Raw genomic sequence first — 25,501 nt, forward strand, 5'->3', positions numbered from 1 at the left:
AGCACATGACGGAGATCCAGATCGAGTTCGATGTCCCGGCACAGATGCGTGACGGCACCGTGCTGCGCGCGGACGTCTACCGGCCGGGCGGTACGGGCCCCTGGCCGGTGCTCCTGAGCCGCCTGCCGTACGGCAAGCAGACGCCCATGATGACCGTTGTGCTCGATCCTCCGGCGGCGGCCAGGCGTGGCTTCATGGTCGTCCTCCAGGACACCCGTGGCCGGTTCGCCTCCGAGGGGGAATGGGAGCCGTGGACGTACGAGGGGAGCGACGGGTACGACACCGTACGGTGGGCCGCCGCCTTGCCCGGCTCGAACGGCTCCGTCGGCATGGTGGGCGGCAGCTACTTCGGCAACACGCAGTGGATGGCGGCACTGTCGAAGCCGCCCGAGCTCAAGGCCATCGCGCCGATGATCACCTGGTCCGATCCGGACGACGGACTGTGGACGCGCGGCGGCGCGATCGAACTCGGTATCACCGCGCCCTGGTCGCTGATGCAGGGCGCCGACACCTTGATGCGCCGTCACCGCACCGATGTCGGCGGGCTCGTGAACAGCATCACCGGGCTCGTCCAGGACCTCGACGGCCTGGCGAGCGGCGGTTACGGGGAGCTGCCCGCCGGGAGGTTTCCCGCGTTCGCACGGCACGACCTTCCCGAACTTGGCTACGAACGGTCCCGACGGGATCCCGAGTGGGCGCGGTCCTGCCGCGTCGCGGGCCGGCACGGCGAGGTCGACCTGCCCACCTTCCAGGTCGGCGGCTGGTACGACATCTTCAGCCAGGGCACGCTCGACAACTTCACCGCCATGCGCCGCGCCGGCCGGTCCGCCACGTTGGTCATGGGCCCCTGGACCCACACCAACTGGCAGCACGTGGTGGGTGACGTCAACTTCGGGTTCAGCGCGAACTCCGAGTTCATGGGCATGCGCGGACGCCTGCACGGCATGCAACTCGACTGGTTCGAGCGCACGCTCGGTGAAGGCGGGGGTGATGTTCCCGAGCCGGACACGGGCAAGGTCCTGTTGTTCGTGATGGGGATCAACCAGTGGCGCGAGGAGACGGAATGGCCCCTGTCGCGGGCCGTGGACACGGCCTTCCATCTGCGCGCGGACGGACGCCTGACGCCTGAGCCGCCGTCCACCGCCGAACAGCCCGAGGAGTTCACCTACGACCCCATGGATCCGGTACCCACCACCGGCGGCGCGCTCCTCATGACCGACGATTTCCGTTCCGGGCCGCTCGACCAGAGCAGCGTGGAGGCGCGCGAGGACGTCCTGGTCTTCACCACCGAACCGCTCGCCGAGGACACCGAGGTGACCGGTCGCATCCGGGCGGTGCTCTTCGCCGCCACGGACGGGCCCTCGACCGACTGGGTGGCACGTCTGTGCGACGTCGACGAGGAGGGTGTCTCCCGTAACGTGGCCGACGGCATCGTGCGGGTGCGCGCGGCGACACCGGGTGTGCCGGCTGAGCACGTGGTGGACCTGTGGTCGACCAGCATCGTCTTCCGGGCAGGGCACCGGATACGGGTCCAGGTCACCTCCAGCAACTTCCCCCGCTGGGACCGCAACCTCAACACGGGCGAGCCCGAGGACCGCGCGATCACGGCACGAGTGGCCCGGCAGCAGGTCTTCCACGACCCCGGCCGGCCGTCTCGCCTCGTCCTGCCGGTGGTTCCGGTCCCGTAAGAAGCGCCGGAGATCCACTTGGGCGACCAGGCACCGTCAGCTCGCCCGGCGCGATTCTCGCCCAGGCCGCGACCCCTTTCGGGGACAAGATCGCACTGGTGACCTCGACGCGGTCGGAATCCGCCCCCGCCGTGATGGCCCTGCACAGGGCCATCACGGCGGGGGCGGATCAGTTTCCAGCCCTGCAGCGGCGTCCTGGGCCGACGCCGTCACCGTCGGCGAGATGGCACTGGCCAACCCCGACCCGGTCGAGCGCCTCCGCTCCGGCGCACCCCTGAACACCCCCGACCCCGCCACCTTCTATGGCGGCGACGCGGCTGCTACACCGACTATCCGACCCTCGCCGCTTGACGAGAGCGACCGGCGTCCGTGGCAGGCACAGGCTGCGGACGCCTCGACATGCCGGCGGTGCACGTCGACCCGGCAGCCCGAGCAGTCACGGGTCGCCGGGCCGTCGGGCGTCGGTGGGGGCCGGATCACCGGGTCCGGCGCGTCAGGTACGCGCGCGTCGTCGGCCGCGTGCAAGAAGGCAGATGGTCCGCGCGGGGCCTCTCGCTTCGTGCGAGGACATGTCCTGCGGCGGCGGTGCGCGGGGCAGGCAGGTGCGAAGGTGTGTCCCGCTTCAGAGCCTGCGGGTGGGCGGGCTGCCGTACTGCTCGTCGGTGACCTTCTCCAGCCAGGTGGTCTCGGGCCGGTCGTCGCCGGGGCCCTTACGGGACCGGCACGATGGGGAGCCGAGCGGCGAGGACGGCGGACGAGTCGTCGCAGGAGTGTCGCCCGCGCGGATCCGCCCGCGCAGGGCCTGGTGACGCAACCCGGGTTTTCACGGCCTTGCGGCGGACGACAGGCCTTGGGCTCGCCGGTCCGGCAACTCCGCACCGTGCGCTCGGGCAAACTCCGGAAGGGCGTGATCCTCAACCCACGTACCGTCATCGGGCTTTCCTCCGGTTGGCCGGAAGCGAGGGCGTGAGGCGACGGGGGTTGCTGCGGCCGCCGGTGATGGGCGACGACCCGGAGAGCGCATCAGTCACCGGGCCCGCTCGAGGCGGGTCGTGTCAGCGCATGCCCGCCGCGTCGAGCAGGGCGGTCAGGGTGGGGGTGATGAGTCCGGACAGGTTGTCGGCCCGGATTCCCGCGCGGGCGCTGGCGCCGTCGAAGACCAGGCTGAGCTGCCGGGCCAGCAGGTCGGGATCGCTCGCACCGCCCTGTTCGGCCTCGGAACGGAAGAAGGCCGTCAGGCCCGCCTTGATCTGGTGGGCCACCCGGCTCGCAGGGTGACTCTGGTCCTTGAGCTCGACCTGCACGGCCAGGTAAGGGCAGCCGCGGAACTCGGGCGCATCCGCCTGCGAGGCCACCTGTTCGAAGACGTGCAGAATCCGCTCGCGGGGTGACCGGCCATCGTCCACCGCGGGCAGGAGCCCGGCCACGTAGGCGGAGGCGCGGTTCTCCAGGCTCGCTGCCAGCAGTTCGTCCTTGCTCTCGAACAGCTGGTACAGGGAGCGCTTCGACACCCCCGCCGCCTTGCACAGTGCCTCGACGCCGATGCCGACACCGTCTCGGTAGGTGAGCGTTGCCGCGGCGTTCAGCAGCCGCTCTCGGGGGCTTGGCCTCACTTCGGTGGTCATACCGCCAGGTTAACCCGAAGTGGAGGAATTGAAAACCGATCGGTTTCCTTGAAAGGGGTCGCACGGCGCGCAGATCCCTTTGTCCACATCCCGTACGTCGCCCAGCCGGCCCCCGTCCCCGAGGTGCCCGCTGGTGCGGACCACGACGTGGTGCCCTCGATCGCGGGATCGATCCAGAGCGCCAAGGGCGAAACTCACACGGCCACGCTCATCCTCGAATGCCTTGAACGCAGCGGCAAGAAGTACGACGTACACGAGGTCCTCGGACTCCTGAGCCAGCAGCAGGACGCCTCCAAGGCCGCAGTCGCCGTCCGGCGCGCAGCGCAGCTCGTTTTCGTGGGCGCCACCCGTCCCACTCACCTGCCGCCTTCGCCGCGCACCGCACAAGAGCCGAACCGTACGTCCAGGCGATGACGGCCCGCGGCTGATGTGACCGAGAACTTTAGTTGGCGAATCATGGACTGAGACGCGCAGGTCGGGAGCGCGTGGAGAATCCTTGTTGGCAAATCATGAGAGGCATAGTTGGCGAATCATGAGCTTGGATGCTCACTGTGAGTGAGCGACGGGGTGAGCCGGTTCCTCGTCGGCGATGCCGAGCGCCTGGTGAACTCGATCCCGTAGGCGCCGGACGTTCGGGGTTGGGAAGAGGCGTCCGTTGTCAGTCCTGGGCGCTACCGTGACGCACGGAGGCGCTTGTTGCTGGTCGCAGTGATTTCTTCGGCTGCATCAAGGATCGTCCGCCAGCCCTAGGAGACGCGCATGACCGCTGCCCGCTTGACCGGCCGCCCTTGGCACGATGTAGATGGCCCCGTGCTTGTCGCGTCGGCAGCCGCTCTGCAGTTGATTCCTCAGAACATTCCGCGCCTTGTGAGGCTTCAGCGCCTTGCTTCCATCGGGGCGTGCCTCCCCAGACGTCCGGATGCACCCCGGCTGTCACCCAGCAAGCTCCGAGCGCTGCTCAAGGATCCCCTGGTTAGCGGCTCTCAGATCCGTGCCCAAGAAGACTTGTACGACGACCTGTACACCGCCGAGGTTTCCTTCCACGGCGGGCCATGTCTCGTCGCGCAAGGACTGACATCACGGTGTGCTCACACCCTCGATCTCATGCTGCGGAGCATCCTCGGGCCTGATGGAAAGGCTGGATTGCCGGCGCAGTTCGTCAAGGAGACACAGTTGTGGGCGCACACGGCATTGAGGTTGAGCGACGCCATGCTGCGTCGGGCCGGGCTTCACCGGGGTATCGCTCCGCTGGAGCGACACAGCGACGAGGTGTTCGTTCCGGGAGAGAAGACCCTCACCGCCCTGCGGGAAGCCGTCCGCTATCGCTTCACAGACCTGTCTGACCTGCTGCCGGCCAGTTCCGCCGATCTCCTCGCTGGATGGGGTATCCGGCCAGGCGAGCACACGCTCACCGCGGGACCAGGGCCGGACGATGGACTCGTAGTCAAACCTCTTCTCCTCATGGAAGATGGCTTGATCGTCGCTAATCCAGCCGAACTGGTTACGGCGCTGCGCCATGAACTCATCGTTCAAGCCGGGTTGCACGAATGCCGACCCCAGCTTGCGCGCCTACTGCGCGATCAGACGATGAGAGACACCAGCCGCCTTTTGACGTTGTGTGGTGCGGTCCCGACAGGGCCGGCTCAACAGGTGGGTGACGACCTGATCACCCGCCGCACCTTCACGTTCGCTGAGGACAAGATCCTCGACCTTGCCGTGGTCATGGATGACCTGTCCGACTACGACGAGACCAATCCGACAGGTCACTGGCCCATCCGGGATCTTGGTCTGCGGGTGCAGAACGTCATTGACCCTGTCGGCCCGCCTCTTCCCGAGGACGCGTGCACTCTTCGCCTCATCATCAACGAAGGCGTGGGCCGATCCTCGTTCTTGGGACTCGCGGACCAGCGTCGCACCGGCCCGGTCGTCGTGACCTCTCTCAGCGACCTTCAGGTCATGGCAGAGCTGGACGGCTCAGACCCCTTGTTCCTATGGCGATTTGCGCAAGCGGAAACGGAGTTGCACGAGACGACTCGTGTGCAGTCGTGGAGCGCACTGGACAACTACGGGCTCTTCCGGAACTGTGAGTACAGCTACTACGTGTCAGACGACGCGAGACCTACGATGCTTCTCGTCGAACAGGACCACTCTCGAGCGCTGCGCATTGAAGTTCAGCAACGCTACGACCGTCATGACGTTCCCAGCCCGCAGAGGCCTGTCTTCGTGCCGGTGGTCTCCGTATACGGCACGTCTACGGCGCCGATCTATCGGCCTCTTCCAGACGTACCCGAGGTGGGGAGACTCGTCGAAGTCTCAGACGTAAATGTGTGGCTGGGTGCTGGCGACCATGAGGTTGCCGACGGGCTGGAGGGTTTCCATCACCTGACGGTAGAAGCAGCAGCCTTCTGGACCTGGCAGATTTCCACCGCCCGCCCCGAGCTCTTGCCGCTAGCCGCGTCTACGGGCGAGCTGTACGTGAGCCTTTCCTTCCACGATCCCTCAGCGTGGCGGGCTGCGTTGGACGGCAATCCTGGTACAGAAAGTGAACGTCCCTGGGTCGACGTCCGTGGCGCCGAACCTGGGCTCGTCGATCTGCGCCTCTACGCGGAGGGCATGGCCAGCCTTCTCGCAGACGCAAACGGAGCCGACCGCATCCTGCTACGAGCCCTGCTTGGAGGCATCACGCAAACCGCCGGATTGGTGGACGAGGATCTTGACGCGCTCGTCGATCAACTGGCGCCCGAGGGTCCCAAACAGATGTTGCACGTCGAACTGAACCCACGCCTTCCGCTGCGCCCCGGTCCACTCCCTACGGCTCGACTGGTACAATCTGCCGCTTCCGCCACGGTTCTTGACGAACTGGGTCGGTACCTCGATAGCGCCGGTACGCCAGTGGGGACCATCCCCTCGGAGAAGCGTACCCAGGTTCTGCAGAAGGTCGTGGGGCACTACTTCGCGCTCATCGAGGATATGGTGGCCGGTCTGGCGGCCGAGGGACTCGTCGAGTCGCTGATTTTGCGGCACGAAGCGCTCCTGTACGACGAGGCCTTCAATGACCAGATCCTCCCATCGCGCATCGCCTGCTTCGGAGAGGCAAGCCAGCCGGCCGAGAACCTTGTCAGGACCACCAAGCGCCAAGTGGAAGCTGCTCAGGCCAGCCGATTCCTCATCGAATACGTCGCTGCCCAACCTCCCAGTGGAGACTCGTCACTCACCCTGGACACGTACGACCACCTCATGGCGTTGTCTGCAGAACTCATCTCTCGTGCCACTCTCTCGGAAGCCATTCACCACGACTTCTCAGAGGCTCAACTTGCCTTGTTGGCCTCCGGCCGACTCGGTGTCTCCCGCGGCGACCAATACGAATCAGGCTCCAACGCCCTTGCTACAGCCCGAGCAGAGGCACTCCTGCTTGCGGCACCGACTCGTCATTCCCGCCGGGGATCCGAGCCCCAAGGGCCCACCGCACAGGTAGAAGAAGCAATGGTCGCCGAGTTCGGCTTCTCTCTCACCGACTTGATCCAGGGTGTCGGCGAGGTCATCGCCCTGGGGGATGAGCGCTGCCAGTCAGAGCCCTACACCCTTTCAGAGTCGGTTGTTGCCGATCACTTGTCCACGACGCTGCACTGGGAACATGAGAAAGCGCAGACCTTCCTCGATCGGCTCACACTGCGTCCCCGGGCCAAGTTCCTTTCTGTCAACTCCGATGCGTGGCCGTGGCGCTACAACCGTGAATGGTCGTACGTTCGACGCCCGCTTATCCGTGTGGGCACAGGGGACGGCTCTCAACTCGTCTGGGGAGCCAGACACACTTGGAGCAGTGGCTCGTATTGGGTCAACCTCATCTACTCCGGACGGTTGCGCAGCACGTCATCGCCGATGAAGAAACTGCTGGGAGTGATTCGGCAGGACGAGAACAAGGCCTTCGAAGCGCATGTCGTCGACACACTCAGGGCTGGAGGCTGTTCCCTCGCTGTCAGGGGTGTCTCCAAAATCGCGGGACGTAGACTCACGTCAGTCGAGGGTCACGATCTGGGCGACATCGATGCGCTTGGTATCAACGCGGTTAGACGCGTGATCATCGTTATCGAAGCCAAGGACTTCGAGATGTCACGTAATCCGACCGAAATGGCCAACGAAGCCGATGCTCTATTGCGCGGCGACAAAAGTGCTCTCGTCAAACTTGGTCGCCGCACAGAGTGGGTACGCCAAAACCTCGCGGCAACGTTGACTCACTTCCTTGGGGATCGCGATAGCACCAGCTGGACTGTTACATCCGCCATCGTCACCAGCAGGGATCTTATGGCTCCCCGAGTGCTTGCCTCCAACGTGCCAGTAGTCCCTATCAGCGAATTCGAGCAGTGGGTCGCCGCGGAGCTCGTTCGGGGTAAGCGAGGCAATGGGGGACGCCGCTCTTGATCTGGACCCCTATGTATGGGATCGAGGGGGCGCCGTCCAAGCGAACCAGCATGTGGCCGAGGGCGCTGTCTGAGGTTCTTCCGGCGTGCGGTGGGTACTTTTATCGGATGGTCAGAGCGGGTTGTCGGTTTTCAGGTGCGTTCGGCCGTTGCCTGGTCGGTGTGGTGCTTCCCTTCGAACTCGGTGGGCTGAGGTAGCGGAGCCGTTTCTGGCTGTGCCGGGAGTTGTAAATGCCCTCCATCTACCCGAACAGCGCGATGCTCGCCTCGGTCGTTGATGAGACTCGTTGTATTTGGGTCAGACCGCAATTCCGTGAATGATCTTCGGATCCGCCGGCCCGCAGGCATCACGCTCCTAGTCGCGGCCGAAGGGCTGCGGCGCGACGACCTCTGCCGGCATGGTGTGGGTGCCAGTGAGGTCTTCGACCACGGCGAGGTCGAGTTCGGCGGCACGCTCCCACATGTACATCTGCTGTTCAGAGGTCAGGCCCAGCGCCTCGTCAGAGGCGATGAGTTGGAGAGCGGCGGCGGCTAGTCCGGGCGCAGCCGCAGCCACGGCCTGGCGCATGGCCTCGTCGGCGGCGTCGGCCGCGGGCAGGTCAGCGGCGTAGTGCGCGGCCATTCCGTGGACCTCGACCGCCCGAGCGCTGATCCGCTCCAGGGCGGCGTTCGCGCAGGCATCGCCCTGGTCGGCGCGCAGCACGGGGTCCACCCGCTGGTGGCCCGCGGTCACGGCGGCCGGTCGCGGCGGTGCGTGCTCGGGACTGGGTTCCTGCGCGGGCTCGGGGAGGGCTGCGGCAGCGACCCTCGGTGAGCGGCTGCGCAGCTTGTCCACGCGTTGGCGCACCCAGGCGTTGATGCGTGGGCGGGCGGCGTCGATACCGCGGGCCGCCGCGGCATAAACGAGATCCCCCAAGAAGAGGGTCACCTCGCGGGCAAGGGCGTCAATGAGGTAGCGGCGGAACTCGCCGTCGTGGGATCGGTGGTCGTAGCCGTCGTGGTAGCCGTCGGCGTACCGGTCGGGGGCGTCGAAGAGTTCGGCCTGGCCGATGAGCGAATTGTCCCGGTCGTCGCGTACGTTGCCGCGCATCCCGTTGGAGGAGGCGCGGGAGTAGTCGAGGTGGGTGCCGGCGGGATACACGGCCTCCACTAGCCTGCGGTTTGGCGGCTGTTCGTTGTCAGACATGGAAGCACTGTAGGTGGGCGCACTGACAGTGCGAGGGCGAATCCCATCGCGTGAGCGACGCCGAAGGCGCCCTGACGGGGAGCCCCGGCCGGACACTAAGGAGGCGGCGACTCTGCCACTGAGAACACCGCCGTCTTCCGATCGGGAGCAGGAGCTCGGCAGGCCAAGCCAGAAGTCGAAGATCATTCACGAAATCGGGGCCAGAACCTTGATTTTCCCCACCCGGTGCTCACGGGTTCCCCAGACTTGCTCTCCTTGATTCCTCACCTGGGGGCCCCGATTTGCGGACCCATGCCGCACGGTTCTCACAACCCGGGGTACCGCTAACGACCGTGTCATGAGCCCTCGCCCTTGCAATCGACCATGGAGGATGGTCTCTGCTGGTTCAACGAGTGTCAGGGTGGGGCAGACCCGCGGATTTCGGTGGCCGCCTGCCGGGATCGGCTGCCACGATGTGGCTGGCGAAGCTGCCCGCAACGGTGCGGCAGCCCGAGAGGCGAGGGAGTTGTCCATGCTGCTGCGGCCCGGGGTCTCCTGCGAGAAGGCGATCAGGTTCCTCGACGATCTGGTCCAGGGCGGGCTCAACGACGTCCGCAACTCCGTCCCGCACTTCGCCCAGCCGATGCTGGCGGGCGTGGAGCCCTCGAAGCTGGCCGGGCCCGACCTGGTGGTGACGCTGCGGCAGTACGCCCAGTGGACCGCGACGACCGCCCGGCAACTGGCGGGTGTCTTCGCCGACCCCGCGGTACCGGCGCGGCTGCGCGGCGAGCACTACAGCCACATCGTGCACAGCCCCCTGACGCCCTACCGAACCGCGCTGCTGCTGCACTGGGAGTTGGACGAGCTGGCGACGTACTTCATTGAACTGCAGAACCGGATGCGGCGGACCGTGGAGGACTACCGCAGCTACCGGGAGCGTGTCCTGGTCGTGGACGCGAACACCCTGCTGCACTGTCAGCGCTTCGACAAGATCCCGTGGTCTCGGGTGTGCGGAAAGGGCCTGGCGACGCTGGTGATCCCGCACGTGGTGGTGGAGGAGATCGACACCAAGTCCTACTCCGAGGGCAGCGAGAAGATCAGGAAACGAGCGCGCGGGGTCTACGAGTTGCTGGGCGACGTCCTCAAGAGCCTGTCCGACGACGGCCGCTTCGAACTGCACGACGGCACCGAAGTCCAGGTCCTGCGCGACGAGCTTGGGCACCGACGCCTGCCGAACAACGACGACGAAGCCGTGGCCCGCGCGGCCCACCTGCAGCAGGCCATCGCGCCGCGCCAGATCACCGTCATCACGCGTGACAACGGGATGCGCGGCAAGGCCATGACCTGGTGCCTGCCCTGGGACTTCCCACCGGACAAGTACCTGATCCCCGAGGACGGCTTCGGTGCGAAGCACCGCGAGGCGAACCTTGCGAGCATCAGCGTCGACGTCCCCGAGGACGGTGACGACATCTAAGCGCGGGTTGCCCCGGCCTTATCAGATGGAGCGGCCGCCCGGCGGCCGCCGACGAATCGCGATGAGAGCCTCGCGCGCCTGGTTTGCCAGGGCAGAATCCGGACCATGCTTGCCTATCAAGTCGTTGTACAGGCTGCCCAACTCCTGTACCGACTCTGCGAAGCGGTGCACATCGCGCAGCAACAGCCCTGCCTGCAGGCGCACCTCAAGAACCACGGTGTCCGTGGGTGCGCGGTGGGCGCGCAACTGGGCCAGTTCGCGCTGGAGGTCGCCCAGCGCGCGTTGATGTTGGCCGAGCCCGATCCGGCAACGGGCGGCCTGAATGCGGCAGGTCAGGGCGTCCTCAGCACCCTGCGCGCCGAGGAGGTCGAACTCATGAGCTAGGGCCTCGTAGGCCGACAGCGCCTCGCTCAGCCGACCTGCCTCGAAGAGAGCTTGCGGTGTTCCCAGGCGGTCGGTGTGCCCTTCCGTACTGACCGGCTCGGGGGGCACATTGCGCACGCCCCTCGACGCGACTGCCGGAACTTGAGGTGCGTCGGGGCCGGGCATAAGGACCGGGGGCACCGTCAAGATCGGCAGTCCGGGGAAGGAGAGGTACCCGCGATGCTGTTGTGGCAGGTGGCCCAGGAGCTCGTCGATCACGTGGCGGGCGCTATTGGGGCGCGCGTCGGCGCGCTTGGCCAACAGATCGAGGACGAGTCGTTCGAGTCGCGGGTCGACGTCCGCACGGTGGTTGCGTAGTTGTGCAGGCTGCTGGAGCACATGCGCACACATCAGGTTGACGACGTTGCCCCCGTCGAATGGCCGCTCGCCGGTCAGGAGCTCGTACAGGACTATGCCCAGGGCGTAGAGGTCGGTCTGGGGCGTGATACGACCCGCATCGAACTGCTCGGGTGCCATGTAGTGCGGGCTGCCGATGATCTGTTGGGGCTTCGTCAGACGGGTGGGCGCATTCACGCCTAGTGCCATGGCGATGCCGAAGTCCAGGACCTTCACGGTGCCGTCGACCGTGATCATGATGTTGGCTGGTTTGATGTCACGGTGGATCACGTGGACATCGTGCGCGTGGTGTAGAGCGGCACATATGTGCAGTGCCAAACACACGGCCCACACGGGAGGCACGCTGCCGGAAGTGTCGATCACTCGCTTCAGGGAAATGCCCTGCACGAGTTCCATGACCATGAACATGCGGTCTGCGGTGCCGTCCAAGAAGGCGTCGTACACCTGGGGGATGCCCGGGTGATGCAGCTGCGCCGTCACGCGCACCTCCCGGCGGAAGCGCTCCACGACGGCGTCGCCATCACGGTGGGCAGTGAGGTTGTCCAGGATGAGCTTGACGGCGACATCTCGCCCCAGAGTCAGGTCGTTGGCACGCCAGACCTGGCCCATCCCGCCTTCCTCGATCGACTCACGCAGCGCGTAGCGCTTGGCGATGATCCGTGGCTCAGGCACCGTTCGTGCCGTCCCCCCGCCTCACGTCTCCGTCGGTTTCGCCTGAGTGCGGCTCGGTGCTTCGGGCCTCGTGCCACAGCTCCAGCGCAAGGTCGCTCAATGTGGGGCCGCCGGGGAGGGCCCACTGCGTGCTGGCCTGCACCGCGAGCGGGGCGTCGTCCCAGCCGGCCTGCCGCCACATGTGCAGGATCAGGCCAGCCGGGGAATAGCGCGCGCCGTCAGCCGCCCACAGCAGGGGCTTGGCCCTGTCGTTAGTCCATGTCGCCATGAACCGGTTCGGGTCGGCGTTCAGCCACTCCCCGATTGCCTCGTCCTCCCGGGGCCTGGGGTGATACATGAGCTGGGTGCCGTCCTGCAGCCGGTGCTGATCGACCAGGAGCCGCATCGGGTTGGGACGCCGTCCCCGACGTGGCTCGGTGGGACGCTGGTAGGAGGCGAGCTCGGGGTGGTGCCCCTGGCCGTCGAACGAGGCCAGGACTGCCGCCGCCAGTTCCCGGGAGGCGGCCGCCTGCGTGAAGGTGCGCGAAACGAAGCTGTGCGGCCCGTACCGCCGGTCGACTTCCGAGATGAGGTGAGCCAGGGTCTGCGCGGTGAGTTCCGGAGCCGCCTTCAGTGTGGGCTGCCAGTCCGTGTCGAGGTCGTCGATCGCCTCGGTGTCCGCGCGCTGGAACACCAGATGGGCCACCAGGAGTGCGCCGCTCTCTGCGATCGCGGCGGCGCGGCCGGGCAAGGTCGCCGAGAGGTCGTGGACGGTCTGCTGCACGGTACGCAGCAGCTGCACGGAACGCCAGATCTGCACGGCGTTGGGCGGCTCGGCGAACAGCTGCGTATAGCCGCCCTCCGGGGCAGACTGCCACAGGAAATCTGTGGAGGCACGAGCCCCTGCGGCAATCCGCGCGTCGGGATGGGCGCAGGCCAGCGCAGTGGCTGCTTCCAGCACGGTGCAGCCTGCATCGGGCGCGGGCTCAAGCTCTCCGCGCTTGATGACGTAGTCCTTGTCCAGGGTGATTCGGAAGTCGTCGCGAATGTACGCCTGCGCCTGGTCCAGCGCGATGAAGTCGCGCCGCTCTACATGGTTTTGAGTATTGGTGGCCACCGTGACCGAGGTGGCGAACCCTGGCGGGGTCTGTCCGATGGTAATGATCCGCACCATCACCTTGGCCTCCGCGAGCGTCTGCGGGTCGTCCGCGAAGGCGCGGTACAGCGCTGCCACGGTCTGTGCGCCGTTGACGATCTGCGCGTCGGTCATCGTGAGGCGCACCGGCGCGCCCTGGGCGCGGCGGCCGAAGTACTCAGCGGTGGTCGACTCGCACAGCACCGTGATGCCGTTGTTGAAATACCAGAAGTGCTCAGGGTTTTTGGCCAGGCTGTCGTCAAGTGTGGCGTTGACGGATGTGTGCCCCAGCGGGCGGCGTACGTTCACGTTGAACAGTTCTGCGCCGTGCAGCTCATACCAATGGGCGATCTCGTCCGCGGTGACCGTACCGACGTGGGAGGGATAGGGCAGGTCTTGCCCGAACCAGCCGTCGGTGAAGGTAGCGGTCACGGTCAGCGGCTGCGGCGCTACGTCCTGGCGGATAGCGGCGTGCAGGTCGCTGCTCGCCAGCACCCTCAGATCGGTGCGAGTGTCCAGGTCGGCGGATTCCCCGTGGATTAGCTGCAGGGCACGAGTCGCTGGTGCTGCCGGCCCCATAACGGCAGCGACGAGGTGGACCTGGGGCGTTGGCTGGGCGAGCACGTGGCGGATCCGGTCAGCGAAGGCCTGAAACCGGGCGTTGAAGCGATCGAAGTCCAAGTTGTCCAGCGTCCGGAAGGCATGGAGGAGCTTGGAGGCGTCGGCGGACGTGAACCGGGCAGTGCCCTGGTCACTCCACTTGGCCTGAATCAGCCACAACTCGCCGGTTGCCGGTGACGTGGCCACGGCATCGATGCCGAAGTCATCGGCTCCGTCAGTGACAGCGGCGGCCGCCTCCTGCGCGGTGCAGTCGGTTACGATCCGCACGGCCTTCGCCGCCAGGGCGCGGGAGAAGAACACGATCTCCCGGGTTCGGGTGAACTCGCCGTCCCCCAGCTCGATCAGCCCGTCGAACTCGCCCGCGAGGGCCTGCCGGACCTGCCGCACTTGCAAGGGCGTGGCCACCTCCGGGTTGCTCCCTGCCGTCACGCCCTGCCTCCGTCCGATGGTGATCCCAGCACTATACGAGCGTGGACGCGCGTGGGTTCGTGAGAGTTCCCCGTCAGGCCCTGGAGTGCGCCTGTCTGATGGATGTAGCGCCACCCACGGCACAGGCGCCGAGGGCATCCGTGGTGGTCGTGCCACCTGCCCCCATGAGGTGGGGTGCGCGTAAGAGCGGCGGGCTGCGGGCGGTGGCTTGAGGTGGGTCCCTGCGGGCCGAGGGGAGTGGACTTCTTGGGCAGGCATGTTCAGGGCTAGCCCAGGACAGTCCTGTCGGCCATGAGTTGGCCAAACGACGCTGCGGATCGGGGCGGGAAAGTTGGCACCATGTGCTGCTCCGGCGCCGCGCCCAGTCTTGCTGTATTGCCAGTCGTTGTGTGAGGACTCGGCAGCGCTGGTCGTGGGCGGTCCAGGGAACCGTCTGCCCCTCGAGGTCTGTGACGTCATCCCCTTTCGCCTTCCTGGGCGGTGGCGTTCCGCGCCAGGCCGCCGAGGTCGAGTCGGTGACGTGCGCGAGTGACGGCGACGTAGGCGAGACGGGCGTCTGTGTTGCTTACATCCAGGGCCTGGGCAGCCGCGTTTGTGCCGGGGGTGGTGTCCTGCGGCTGGGGAAAGTCGTAGCCGATCCTTACGGTCGGCCATTCGCGACCTTTGGCTTTGTGGGCGGTGGAGACGGTGACGTCGGCGTGTGCTTCCTCAGTGAGGTCGGACACTGCAGCGAGGATGGCGTCGGGACCGTGGGTGTCGACGAGGTCGACGAAGGGCTGCAGGTCGCAGCCGGCCGGATCGTAGGCGGCGTAGTCCTGCAAGTCGCCCCAGGACGCGAACAGCACGAGCTCGGGGTGATGAGTGCGGTGTCCTTCCTTCAAGTCGCGTGAGGCACAGGCGAGTTGGGCCAGTTGCTGGCCTCCCCGGGTGAGGGCTACGCGGTGTCCTTTGCCGAGCAGACGCATGACCTCTGTCATGGCGCCGATGTTGGTGCGGCACAGCACGGCGTCGGGGTGGTCGACGCTGCTGACCTCTGCGGGAACGCTGGTGGTGCCCGTCAGCCGGATAGGGGCGTCGGCGAGCGCGAGCCACCGGTTGGCCTCGTTGGCGATCTGTGGCCCGAAGCGGAACGAGCGGGTGAGGGTCAGCTGTTCGGCGTCGAAGCCGGTCATCACGTCGGTTGCGCCCCGCCAGCCGTAGATGGCTTGGGCGGAGTCGCCGACCATGACGAGCTGGGCGTGGTCGCGCTGTGCGGTGAACACCTGCTCCAGCACCGGGTTGGTGTCCTGGGCCTCGTCAAGGAGGAGGAAGTCGGCCTCGATCTTCGGCCTGGTCAGCGCCCACATCTTGAGGTAGTGGTCGTGTTCGAAGCGGACGATGCCGTGGTCGGGGCGCTGCAGGTCCGCCCATGCCTTGGCGGCGAAGGGGAGCACGAGTTCGGCAAACTGCCGATGGGCACCGGGGGCGTCGAGGCCGCGTAGGCGCGGCACGTGGTGTTGGGCCAGTGCGCTGTCGGCAGAGTGGCAGAAGCGGGTGACGGTGCTCAGCACGTTGTGGGACAGGGTTCTCTGGCTGATCTCGTGGTCGGCGATCCGTACGGGGCGGAGGATGCCGAGGGACTGTCCGGTCTTCCAGGCCGGCTGGCGGGGGCTGTTGAGTCGGTCGGCATAGCGGTGTCCGAGTGCGGCGAAGGCGGTGGCGTGGGCGGTCCGACACTGCACCGTGGACGGGAAGCGGGCTGCGGCGTCCTGCGCGATGTCCTTGTTGAAGGCCAGGTAGCGTCCCCGGCGTTTGGTGTCGGCGGCGAGCATGCACAGGGTGCTGGTCTTCCCGGTTCCGGCTCCGGCCTGCAGTGCGAGGTGCCGTCCGGCGCGGAAAGTGTCCGCCGCGTGGACCTGTTCGTGGGTGGGGGTGGGCAACGTGGGCTCCGTGGGATGGGAACGGCCGGAACGGGGCGCAGCGGGTGGCTGCGTCCGGCCGGGGAGGCGACGGCGGGCTCAGCGTGGCAGACGTACCTGCAGAAGGCGGCCTGCGGCGCAGGCCAGAACTTCTTCCAGGGTGTGGTGGGTGAGCAGGCGCTGTATCTGCGATTCGAGGCGGTGGCGCCGCTGGCGTTGCTCGTGCGCGAGATAGGCCGTGATTCGTTCGGCCAGGACGTCCCCGGCGCGCCGGCCAAGCGCGGCCGCCTCCTCGCGGATCTGCGTGTCGGCGCGGCGACTGAGGGCGACATTGAGCAGGACATGGCCCTGGCGGTCGGGATAGTGCGTGGTCAGCACGTCGATCGGTAGGACCGTGTCCAGGCGGCGGCGCAGGCGGTGCAGGGCGCGGCCCGGGCTCTTGCCGCGCTGCACCGTCATCAGCCGGGTGCGGTCTGCGTTCGCGGCGAACGTCACCCGGTGGCGGGCCTGGTGAAGTTCCCGAACGGTGGCGGGCCGCGTCAGGACGATCTCGACGGCGTACTGATGCGTCACGACCAGACCCGCCGGGGTGCGTGGCCGTTGGGACGGCGCCCGTGCGTGGGCAGGCGGGTGTGGATGTGCTCGTGGTGGCGGAGCGGGTCGAAGGGTTCCCAGTCCGTGACGGCGAGGTCACCGGCGGTCGACGCTGTGGCATGGTCCCGGCACCGTTGGGTGCGCCAGCGCAGCTGTTCCTGGTACGGCAGTGCGGACAGGCTGTAGACGGCCATGACATCCGACGGCAGTGCGAGCTGACCGTGGTGCACGGTCACGGGTACCAGGGTCCACACCCCGTGCAACCCGCCGCGGCCGAGGACCTCGGCCGTACAGCGGGTTCGGCGCCGGGTCTGGGCGACGCACTGGATCTCATCGACGGGGCGAGAGGCCAGGTAGCGGACGAACAGCAACTGCACGACGGGCCGGGCCGGACGGCAGACGGCCTCGCCCGGCGGCGGGCCGCCTGTCAGTGTGGCAGGTGGAGCGAGCACTCCGGTGTCCAACAGACGGCGGGTGCAAAGGGCGAGAGTCCGGCGCAGGCCGGACAGCTGCGGCGCGGCCGTCGGAGCCGGGCGGGCTGGGCACAGCAGGTCGTGTGCCAGCCGGCACCAGCTGCTCCCGTCGCCCGCGGGATGGGCGATGCCGCGGCTGACGTGCCAGCGGCAGGACTCCGGCACCCCGGCCACCGGCAGTTCGTGCGGATGCAGCCGCACCAGCCGGTCGTCGGCCCCCGGGTAGCACTCGACCGGATTGCCGCATTCGCGGCAGGACGTGGTCTGGCCGCATCGCAGCAACCGGCTGGCACTGTCGGGGGCGATACGCAGGGACCGCCGCTGGTGCGAGCTCGCGCGGCTGCCGTCCCAGCGCCGCGCGGAAGGAGAAGGAGAGGAGCACATGCGGGCGAACCTGCCAGCCGACACGCCCCGCCTGGGGTACGTGACCCTGATGATCCCTCGGGCAGAGCAGAACGGGGCGACAACAGTGCGAACGCTTGCTCGCGCATTCGATAGGGCGTTGCCGGATCGAGTGAATCGCCGTCGGCGCTGGACGGGCCCGTATCAGCTGTCGTCGGTGCCGGGGAGGCCGTGCTCGTGGCAGAGGGTGGCGAAGAGCTCGTCGAGCGGTGTGTCCAGGGCGTGTGCGAGGGCGTGCCATGTCTTGAGGGTGCCGACGGTGCGGCCCTGCTCGATCTCGATCACAGTGCGCCTGCTCAGACCGCTGCGGGAGGCAAGCTCGTCGTAGCTCCACCCGCGCTCAGCCCGCAGACGCCCGAGCTCCAGTCGGAGGGCGTCGAGGTCCGGATCGGGCGGCAAGATCGTCACCCGACCATCCGACGGTGCAGACCCTTGCCCTGTCAGTGCAGACCTCTGCCCTGTTTCTCCCGATGACTCCACCGGCGGGAGGGCAGGGGTCTGCACTACGGTGTCGGCCGTCCCGCCGTACCGCGCGCCTGATCTCACGCCAGGGCAGACGGCGGACCCTGCCCTCGGCGTCAGCATTGTTTTGAAGGACTCCTATTCCTTTACCGCCGTGACGCGGGCGGTCCCCTCCATGTGGCCCTTGCGACCTGTACGAGCCGCCCTCTCCGCTATTCAACGACAGGGGGTGTTCACGGGGCTCTGGTGATGGTGACTAGCCCCGCCCAATACCAGGGAATGCGTTTTGACTCGCCGTGTTCACCCGCCGCGTAATTCCGCTGAACTTTTCGCAGCGCCTCGGCTGGGGGAAGCCCCAGCACCAGCTCGCCAAGGTAATCCGTAAGAATGGCTGCTGTGGTTTCGATTCCAACCGGATACAAAGCAGCCGTGACAAACTTAGCGCCCCGTGTGAGTGCGACAGCTGGTAGGCCAATCGGCTCTTCGCCAAACGCGAAGGATTGTGCCCCCGACCAGCATGCTCCGAGAACAAGATGGGGCGGGAGATGGCAATCGAGCAGTTGAGCGGCGGATAGTCGCTCCATCGGGGAGTCTTGTAGACGCAGACTGTGTCTCAAGCCTGGCTGATCGTCTCCGTGCGCCACAAGAACTGCGAGTTGGTACCCGTCCTTAGCGTGGAGCTCCCTACGCAGGCTGGAGGGATTGTTCAGCACCTGCAGGTCATACGCGGTTCTAAGGGAATCCAACTTCAAGTGCCCAGTTACGTCACTGTGAAGGTACGCAACTGCACGCAACCTCTCTTCATGCCTCAAGCGGTTCCTTTCTTCCTGCCTCTGCTCGGCAGAAGGGAGCATGCGTAGAGAAGGAAGCAGAGTCAGCACCGCATGGTCGATTAGGTAATGTTCACCCAACCGCAGCGCGGCGAATGGCATAGCCCACAACTCGCCACTAGGCACGATGATCAATTTTTCCGGTTCTTCCCCCTCTGGCTTGACACTCGCCAACTGTCGACGCAGTTCAGCAGGTAGCAGTTCCTTCGCAAAATCGACTGACCAACGGTGTTCAGGATCTGAAAGCGTTATACTACCTTGGAGGTGCATGCCTCCACGTGCGTTGGTGATATCTTCGAGCCATCCGATCTGCTCCTTTGTCAATTCCCCCCTTTCGACCACCGGCTCGGCGGGGGCCGGAGGAATCCAAATTCGAAAGAGTGGGAAATTCGACTCTTTCCACCAGCCTGGCAGTGCGCACAGGACCAGAGTATGTGCATCTGGAGGCAGCCGGCGTCGTAGCGTGTGAGCTGACATTGGCTCGGCCGTAAACATGTCACGAAATGCGTTTCCGGTCAATTCTCCGAGCTCTTGATAGAAAGACCTTCGCCTTTCCTCTTGCTCGCCTTCATGTAGACGCCAGTTATCCACGCCTGTCGGCGCGGGTGTAAGAACAGATGGGTCTGCAACATCTGAATGTGCTGCTGTTTCAAATTCAAGATCTTCGATCTCGGACAGTAGGGCACGGACCCGAGGTGGTGTTTCGCTTTCGCCCCGCGCACTCCGGTGAAGGAGCTCTGCCAGAGCCTCACCCCGCCCAGCCTCGGCAACTTCCAATGCCGCAACGCCAGCCTCGAGTTCGGCTGCCAGCGTTAGCGCCCATTCGTTGATCTCCTCACTCGAGGTTAGGAAAGCTGCACGGGAAGCTGCGCTCCCTAGCTGTAGCCGCATGACGTCTCGATTTCTGACGGCTGCCAGCGCATGCTCCAAGGCCTCTGGCTTGCTTCCTTCACTATTTAGCAGTTTGCTCAGTGCCCAGGGGGATCTCGTCATGCCAAGGAAATTCCCAGCTGAACTTGCCTGTTCAAGCGCCTCTTCTAGGTGTTCACGAGATTGCCCCGATGTTCCAGACGCATACAGGATTTCCCCGAGGACTTGGTGTGCATTTCCCAGACCCAGCACGTCTCCGGTTCTTTGGGCCATGGCCAACGCGGCTTGAGCGTGGTCGCGGGCCGCCTTCAACGCATGACCATCCGCTCCTTGCAAGGCAAGCTGGGCCAGAGTTACGAGCGCACTCTGCTGACCCGCAATATTTCCCGTAATCTTTGCAAAATTCAGAGCCTGATTGATGTGGTAAGTGGCTCTATCCGCACCAAGCCTTTCCGCAGTAGCCAACTCCCCGATCAATTGATGAGCGTTTCCCTGACCGATTGGATCGTGGGCCTCTTCAAACAAGCCGAGTGCCCGCTCGGCTTGCCGTAGAGCTGTCCCATAATCGTCGTGCCTCCGTTCCAGTTCGCCCAGTATGAGGAATACGTTTCCCTGGAGCATGGGATCGCCTGACGCTTCGGCGCTTCGGAGTGCATGATGTAGTCTTTCACGCGATTCACTCAAACGACCTTGGTACCATGAGGCGAGCCCCAACAAAAGAAACTCGTTTCCCTCCCGACCCGAATCGCGGGAATGGCGTGTGGCATCCCTTGCCTTTTCCACTTGCTCCTCAACGGACTGGAAATGCCTTCGCCTCAAAGAAATTTTAGCTAGCGCAAGAAGCGCGTCATACTCATCATTGCGGCTATCGAGTCGTCGTGCGTACTCCAACTCGCATTCCGCATGGTGTTGCGCCTTATCAAGATCCCCTAGGCTTAGATAACCTTCGGCCAGTAGGTCGTGAGCGAGAATTTGATTCCGAGGGCTGCTAGCTTCTTGTGCTAGTTCAAGAGCTCGCTCGGCATGCCGACAAGCCACCTCAGCATCGATCGTTATCTGGGCGATAAGTCGATGGGCAAGACTCTGTGCTAGAATCCGCCCTTGAGGGTTGTCAATTTCTTGAGCGAGGTCTAGAGCCTTCTCCGCATGACGGCCGGCCACCTCTGGCTGACCCTCTAGATTTGCCAGATCGCCGAGGAGTTGGTAGGTCATGCATTCCGCCCACTTCTTATGCGGATCACCTTCGAGGGCCTTGAAGCACCTCAGAGCCTCCTCGGCAAGCTGTCGCGCCTGACTGCGATTGTGCTTATTGAAGTATGCGAGCAGCATGTAACTGAGGCCCCGAAGAAGCAGGTTCTTAAGCACCGGGAGCGCCGCTTCTAGAGCACGGATAGCCGTTGCTGGGCTACGGTTGGCCTCCCTGAGTTGGTCAGCGAATGCCACCAGCCCTACACCCCGCTGTTCCGGGGGGAATTCTTCCTCAGCTGACAGAAGTTCGTCTAGTCTCGCTATGTCACCGGGGCTTTCGTCTTCGCCAGGTGGGCTGAGAGGATTCTTTGCCATGCCAGACTCCACATATTCCTGCCGCGACAGATGTGCGCGCTGGCTAAGATCGACTATTAAGCTGGCTTTGGAGATAGTGGACTATTGTGTCTCCGCTCCAACTGGGGTCAATGCGCGCCGTAATGTAATCGCCATCGGGCGTGCGCATCTGCAACTCCAGTGGTTCTGATCCGCCACGCCTCTTGATCCATTTCGAAATGTGGTGCGATATGAAGGAGCTGACACCTATGACGTTGTCCGCGTAGCCAACAACAGCAAGCGCCGCGATAAGGTTCGCCCCTACATCAAGTTTGGGCTCAGCGGGCGTTCGAATCAGTCTCGCTCCGGCAGATGCCGCCCCATCTCCATCGGCTTCCATCTCGGAGATGAGGCCTGCGGGCCCAAATATAGTGAGGGAGCTCATGGCGGACTCCGTAGACAAGTAATGCAACCCGACCGATGACCACCCCTCCTAACGACCGTATGTCGTGCAGCTGATGATCGCATGTGGATAACACAGAGGAGCAGGCCCATGGCCGCCCTCGGCCTCACCGGATGAATCCGGACAGACCTCCATCACGCAAGGGACGCTGGTCCCGGGGTATGGGGTATACAACGTGTCTCTCTAGGGCCCATCTCAAGGATGGATGATCCCTGAAGCGAACCAGTCGTGAAGTGTGGACTCCGCCCCTTCCGGGAGATCGTTGACGAAAACCACGGCCAGGCCGCGCTGGGCTCGCGAACAGCACACGTAGAACAGGTTGCGTGAGCGCTCGGTACGGTCGGGTTTGTCGGTGCCTGCGAGCATCTTGCCGATGTTGTACCTGTTCCAGGCGCTGTCGTCGACCACCACCACGACGTTCTCGAATTCGTCGCCCTTGACACCGTGCTGGGTTGAGAACGGGGTGAGTTCGTCGATGAAGTGTGTGACGCTGATGACTTCCCGGTAGGACACGTTGCGGAGGTTGTTCGAGAAATCCGCTCGTCGCTGGTCGCGCTCATCGAGACCCGTTGCGGTTCTGCGGCGTTCGAGGTCTTTGAGCTTTCCTGGCGTGGCGAGGAGGTGGCCGTCGCCCATCAGGTCGAGCACGTCGCCGATGGTGCCGCTCGTACGTACGGCGTCGAGTGCACGGATGGCCTGACTGATGGCGCGTTTGTCGGAGTGACGGGTAATCCGTGTCCGTCCCTCGTCCAACAGGCTGGTCAGCTCCGCGAAGTCGTTGTTGCGGAAGGCCGTGCTCACGGCCTCGACGCGCGTCAGGTACTGGATGTAGGGCTCATTGCGTGCCATGAGGTCGTCGGGGCCGTACCGGCTCAACTTTCTGTACTCCTCGAGGAGGTTGGCGTACTCCAGTGTGCCCGCGATCCTGCGGTGAGTGAGCAGGAGATATTTGCTGTTCTCCCGAGTCCAGCCGTTCTGGGCAAGTGTTGCTTCGGCGGCGGTGAGTCGCTCAGGGCCGGCTGGGGTGCCGGTGTTGAGGAACAGGTGGACCTCGCCTGTCAGCTGGTCGCCGATGGCGTCCTGGATGAGGTCGGGACGCATCCGGTTGAGCACCTCGACGACGGGAGGTGAGCACCGGTAGTTCTCGTGCTTGGTGATCTCGGTTAGGAGGCCGGGGCGTTTCACCGCTCCGACGCCGGACTCATAGATCTTCTGCATGGAGTCGCCGAAGAGGCCGACCACGCAGTTCTCGTGGCCGGCGCCCGCCAGGTGGTCCAGCAGGAGCTGGATCGTCTTGGGTGAGGTGTCTTGGTACTCGTCGACGAAGATGATGGGGTACTTGCTGGCGATGATGCGTATGAGCTTGGGGTGTGCGGTGACGAGGCGGAGCGACAGCGCGATGACGTCGTCGTGGGAGATGCGCCCTTCGCTCAGCCTGCGCCCGCGGTCGGAGTACTCGATCACTGGGGGAGCGGTGACGTCATCGAGGTCTTCAGGCTTGGTCAGGTCCTTGTTGTAGTCGAGGATCTGCAGCCAGAGCTCACGCTGGTAGGGCTGGATGGCACTCCAGAGGAATTCGTGGATGGTGCCGACGTCGACGAGGGGGTCCGCGGCGATGCGTTCGTGGATCTTCTTCTTGGCGACGTTCGTGTATGTAATGCAGGCGATCCGCCGACCGTGTGCCTCCAGGTCTGTGCGGTGGTGGTTCAGGAGGTGCTGCAGGGTGCGGACCAGGGTGGTCGTCTTGCCGGCGCCGGCTCCTGCTTCGACGAGGAAGCTGCGCCGGGCCTCCATCTCCGTGGCGACGGCTTCGAGGGTATCTAGGCGAGCCACTGCAGTCCTTCGGCGATGTAGCGGGGAACAGCCCAGTCCTCCAGGAGCATGACGTCGAAGGCGAAGTCGGTCTTGTGGTCGCTGAGTTGCTGTGCGATGTCGTAGGCCTTGGCTTCGATGTGGTCAGCGGTGGGGTCGGCCCCGACCTCCTTGGCGAAGGCCGCCTTCAGAGCGAGCTGGCGGAAGTCACGCGCGAGGGGTTCTGCGTTGGCGATGATGAAGGCATCCTCGAAGCTCCGTGCGCAGACTCCCGAATCTCTCTCCGGGATCTGGTAGGCGACGCGGACGTGTCCCTGCTCCTTCTCGGCCGGGTCGGTGGCGAGCAGCTCGGCGATGCCGGACTTTGCGGGCAGCCAGTTCTTGAGCGTCTGGTTCGAGGTGACCGTCTGCCCCTGGCCGGGTGGGCAGGCCTTGCGGTGTTTGGGGCATACGGAATCAATGTCGGTGATGACGAGGGTCTTGACGTTCAGGAAGGCGAGCAGTTCCCGGAAGCGGACGGCGTAGGCGTCGCCGACCTCGATGACCGATACGTACTGGTGCAGCAGCGCCTTGGCGCAGCGTCGGACCATCTCGGGCAGCAGCAGGCGTTCCGCGGTGCCCTCGATAAGGATCACCTTGTCGGCGAAGAACATGTCGCACCGGTGCAGGACCATGTACTGGCGCAGGAAGCGCAGGGTCTCGTCGCCCTGCGGGGTGGCCTTGACGTTTGCCTGGAAGGTCGAGAGGTCCTTGACCGTGAGCTGCGGATCGGAACGGTCGAAGTAGCGCACGGTTTGGAAGCCGCTGCTGGCGACGATGTGGGAGGAGTGCGTGGTGATGAACACCTGCACCTTCCAGCCCGTCTTGCGGTCGATGAAGTCCTGGATGTTCTTGATGAACGTCTCCTGCATCTGTGGATGCAGATGGGCTTCCGGCTCCTCTATGAACAGCACCTGCAGCGCCGGCTTGGGTGCGGTGCGTTCGTAGGTTTGGTGAAAGCTGATGACCTGCAGGATCGTGAAGATCAACTTGCTGTAGCCCAGCCCGTTGTGGCCTTCGGGAAGGTGGAAGCCGTCGTCCCCGGACGGGTACTGGATGCGGGTACTTCCGCGCAGGATGCCTGAGGCCTCGATGAGGGAGACGATGCGGGGCTTCTGGACGGGGGTGATGGTGCCCACCCCGAAGGTGCGCAGGTCCTCGAAGATCGGGTCGAACAGCGTGGCGTAGTTGTCGTCGAGCTGCTGCGAGGCGGACGCCAGAGCGGTCTCGATCTGCTCGATGCTTTGGTGACGGTCCTCTTGCCCGCTGCTGACTTTGTAGTAGGCCTCGAACGTCTTCGACAACGTGCGGGCCTTGTCGGTCGGCGTGTCGTCCACCTTGGTCTGCGCGTAGACGAACTTCACCGACAGGATGGATTCGGCGGCGCCGCGCTTGATCTCCTTGCGGACGTTCTCGTCCAAGGGACTGACCGCTCGGTAGGCCGGGGCGAAGTGGTCCGAGAAGTTCTTGCGCAGCCACTTGATGCGATCGAACGGCTTCCGCTGGCTGGCCGACCAGAAATCCTTGAGGAAGTCGTGCGGGCGGGCAACCTCCAGAGCCGCCTCGATCTTGACCTCGAAGCAGGCATCGTCCAGGTCGAGGATCACACCCGTGAGCGGCGCGAGGTCGTCGTCTTCCGTGTACTCGATGGTAAGGACCAACCGGATGGCCGGGACGAGGTCGTACGCCTTGGCCAGCAGGTCCTCGCTCGTCTCCGTGTCGCCCCGGTCAGCGTGCGTCTGTGCCTCGCCGAAAATCTGCCGCGCTTGCTCGATGTCGGCGATACGGCAGGTGGAGAAGTCCTCCAGGACAAACCTCGTGTCCTCCTCACCGAAGAACTTCTCGAAGAGATTGACGAACGATGTCTTGCCGCTGTTGTTGCGTCCGACAATCAGGGTGGCCTTCGGATCAACCCGGACGTCCACTCTCTCCAAGGCGCGAAAGTTGATCACTTCGGCACGGGTCAGCTGCATCTCACTCCCGACATCGTCCCCAACCCAGCTCCCGGGGCGATATATGCCTGCAACTACCGAGAGTCAGAGCAGTATCTGATACAGAAGGGACGGAGATCCCTACTTGGCTCAAAGTGGTCAGTGATGCGAAAAACTACGTCCAGCTCGGTCCTGACCGGTCACTCGGTCGTTGATCCCG

At 65.0% G+C, this 25,501-nt stretch carries 16 protein-coding genes and 1 pseudogene; 5 read left to right on the forward strand and 12 right to left on the reverse strand.

Annotated features, from left to right (window positions below):
* The first annotated feature begins 5 nt into the window (after positions 1-5).
* Together QNO09_RS21225 and QNO09_RS21230 are read left to right on the forward strand one after the other, a co-directional pair.
* Positions 6-1,688: a CocE/NonD family hydrolase gene (locus QNO09_RS21225; RefSeq protein ID WP_283971794.1), complete on the forward strand. Its 1,683-nt coding sequence runs from the start codon at positions 6-8 to the stop codon at positions 1,686-1,688.
* A 199-nt stretch (positions 1,689-1,887) separates the two neighbouring features.
* Positions 1,888-2,039, forward strand: a pseudogene (locus QNO09_RS21230) (alkene reductase); the annotation flags it as partial.
* A gap of 271 nt (positions 2,040-2,310) precedes the next feature.
* On the opposite strand, the gene QNO09_RS21235 reads toward QNO09_RS21230, so the two are convergent.
* Positions 2,311-2,502 carry a hypothetical protein gene (locus QNO09_RS21235; RefSeq protein ID WP_283971795.1) on the reverse strand — a complete coding sequence of 64 codons (192 nt, stop codon included), beginning with the start codon at positions 2,500-2,502 and terminating at the stop codon, positions 2,311-2,313.
* A 241-nt stretch (positions 2,503-2,743) separates the two neighbouring features.
* Positions 2,744-3,313 (reverse strand): TetR/AcrR family transcriptional regulator, encoded by a 570-nt coding sequence (locus QNO09_RS21240; protein ID WP_283971796.1) that lies wholly within the window; start codon positions 3,311-3,313, stop codon positions 2,744-2,746.
* A gap of 123 nt (positions 3,314-3,436) precedes the next feature.
* Here QNO09_RS21240 and QNO09_RS21245 point away from each other — a divergent pair, with 123 nt between their 5' ends.
* Positions 3,437-3,727 carry a hypothetical protein gene (locus QNO09_RS21245; protein WP_283971797.1) on the forward strand — a complete coding sequence of 97 codons (291 nt, stop codon included), beginning with the start codon at positions 3,437-3,439 and terminating at the stop codon, positions 3,725-3,727.
* A gap of 345 nt (positions 3,728-4,072) precedes the next feature.
* The gene (locus QNO09_RS21250; protein ID WP_283971798.1) at positions 4,073-7,732 is read left to right on the forward strand and encodes an anti-phage protein Upx-like protein; all 3,660 of its coding nucleotides are present in this window, start codon (positions 4,073-4,075) and stop codon (positions 7,730-7,732) included.
* Between the two features lie 354 nt (positions 7,733-8,086).
* Here QNO09_RS21250 and QNO09_RS21255 read toward each other — a convergent pair whose 3' ends face one another.
* Positions 8,087-8,917, reverse strand: a complete 831-nt coding sequence (locus QNO09_RS21255; RefSeq protein WP_283971799.1) for a hypothetical protein — start codon at positions 8,915-8,917, stop codon at positions 8,087-8,089.
* Positions 8,918-9,428: 511 nt separating this feature from the next.
* On the opposite strand from QNO09_RS21255, the gene QNO09_RS21260 reads away from it, so the two are divergent.
* Positions 9,429-10,370 (forward strand): PIN domain-containing protein, encoded by a 942-nt coding sequence (locus QNO09_RS21260; RefSeq protein WP_283971800.1) that lies wholly within the window; start codon positions 9,429-9,431, stop codon positions 10,368-10,370.
* A gap of 21 nt (positions 10,371-10,391) precedes the next feature.
* Here the strand turns inward: QNO09_RS21260 and QNO09_RS21265 are convergent, their stop codons facing one another.
* The 9 genes from QNO09_RS21265 to QNO09_RS21305 form a co-directional block, all read right to left on the reverse strand.
* The gene (locus tag QNO09_RS21265) at positions 10,392-11,822 is read right to left on the reverse strand and encodes a serine/threonine-protein kinase (RefSeq protein ID WP_283971801.1); all 1,431 of its coding nucleotides are present in this window, start codon (positions 11,820-11,822) and stop codon (positions 10,392-10,394) included.
* Complete coding sequence (locus QNO09_RS21270; protein WP_283971802.1) at positions 11,815-13,986, reverse strand: AIPR family protein; 2,172 nt, start codon at positions 13,984-13,986, stop codon at positions 11,815-11,817. The genes QNO09_RS21265 and QNO09_RS21270 overlap by 8 nt, the downstream gene beginning before the upstream one ends.
* 455 nt (positions 13,987-14,441) lie before the next feature.
* Positions 14,442-15,905 carry a UvrD-helicase domain-containing protein gene (locus QNO09_RS21275; protein ID WP_283971803.1) on the reverse strand — a complete coding sequence of 488 codons (1,464 nt, stop codon included), beginning with the start codon at positions 15,903-15,905 and terminating at the stop codon, positions 14,442-14,444.
* Positions 15,906-15,983: 78 nt separating this feature from the next.
* Positions 15,984-16,457: a hypothetical protein gene (locus tag QNO09_RS21280; protein WP_283971804.1), complete on the reverse strand. Its 474-nt coding sequence runs from the start codon at positions 16,455-16,457 to the stop codon at positions 15,984-15,986.
* Positions 16,454-17,335 (reverse strand): DUF6083 domain-containing protein, encoded by an 882-nt coding sequence (locus tag QNO09_RS21285; protein WP_283971805.1) that lies wholly within the window; start codon positions 17,333-17,335, stop codon positions 16,454-16,456. Before QNO09_RS21285 ends, QNO09_RS21280 begins: the two co-directional genes overlap by 4 nt.
* A 162-nt stretch (positions 17,336-17,497) precedes the next feature.
* A complete protein-coding gene (locus QNO09_RS21290; RefSeq protein WP_085570962.1) occupies positions 17,498-17,761 on the reverse strand; it encodes a helix-turn-helix transcriptional regulator in 264 nt (87 codons plus the stop codon).
* A gap of 287 nt (positions 17,762-18,048) precedes the next feature.
* Positions 18,049-20,844 carry a CHAT domain-containing tetratricopeptide repeat protein gene (locus QNO09_RS21295; RefSeq protein WP_283971806.1) on the reverse strand — a complete coding sequence of 932 codons (2,796 nt, stop codon included), beginning with the start codon at positions 20,842-20,844 and terminating at the stop codon, positions 18,049-18,051.
* An 850-nt stretch (positions 20,845-21,694) separates the two neighbouring features.
* Positions 21,695-23,332, reverse strand: a complete 1,638-nt coding sequence (locus QNO09_RS21300; RefSeq protein ID WP_283971807.1) for a UvrD-helicase domain-containing protein — start codon at positions 23,330-23,332, stop codon at positions 21,695-21,697.
* Positions 23,320-25,323, reverse strand: a complete 2,004-nt coding sequence (locus tag QNO09_RS21305; protein ID WP_283971808.1) for an ATP-dependent nuclease — start codon at positions 25,321-25,323, stop codon at positions 23,320-23,322. Before QNO09_RS21305 ends, QNO09_RS21300 begins: the two co-directional genes overlap by 13 nt.
* Positions 25,324-25,501 lie beyond the last annotated feature (178 nt).

The organism is Streptomyces sp. 378, from assembly GCF_030124145.1.
Lineage (GTDB): Bacteria > Actinomycetota > Actinomycetes > Streptomycetales > Streptomycetaceae > Streptomyces.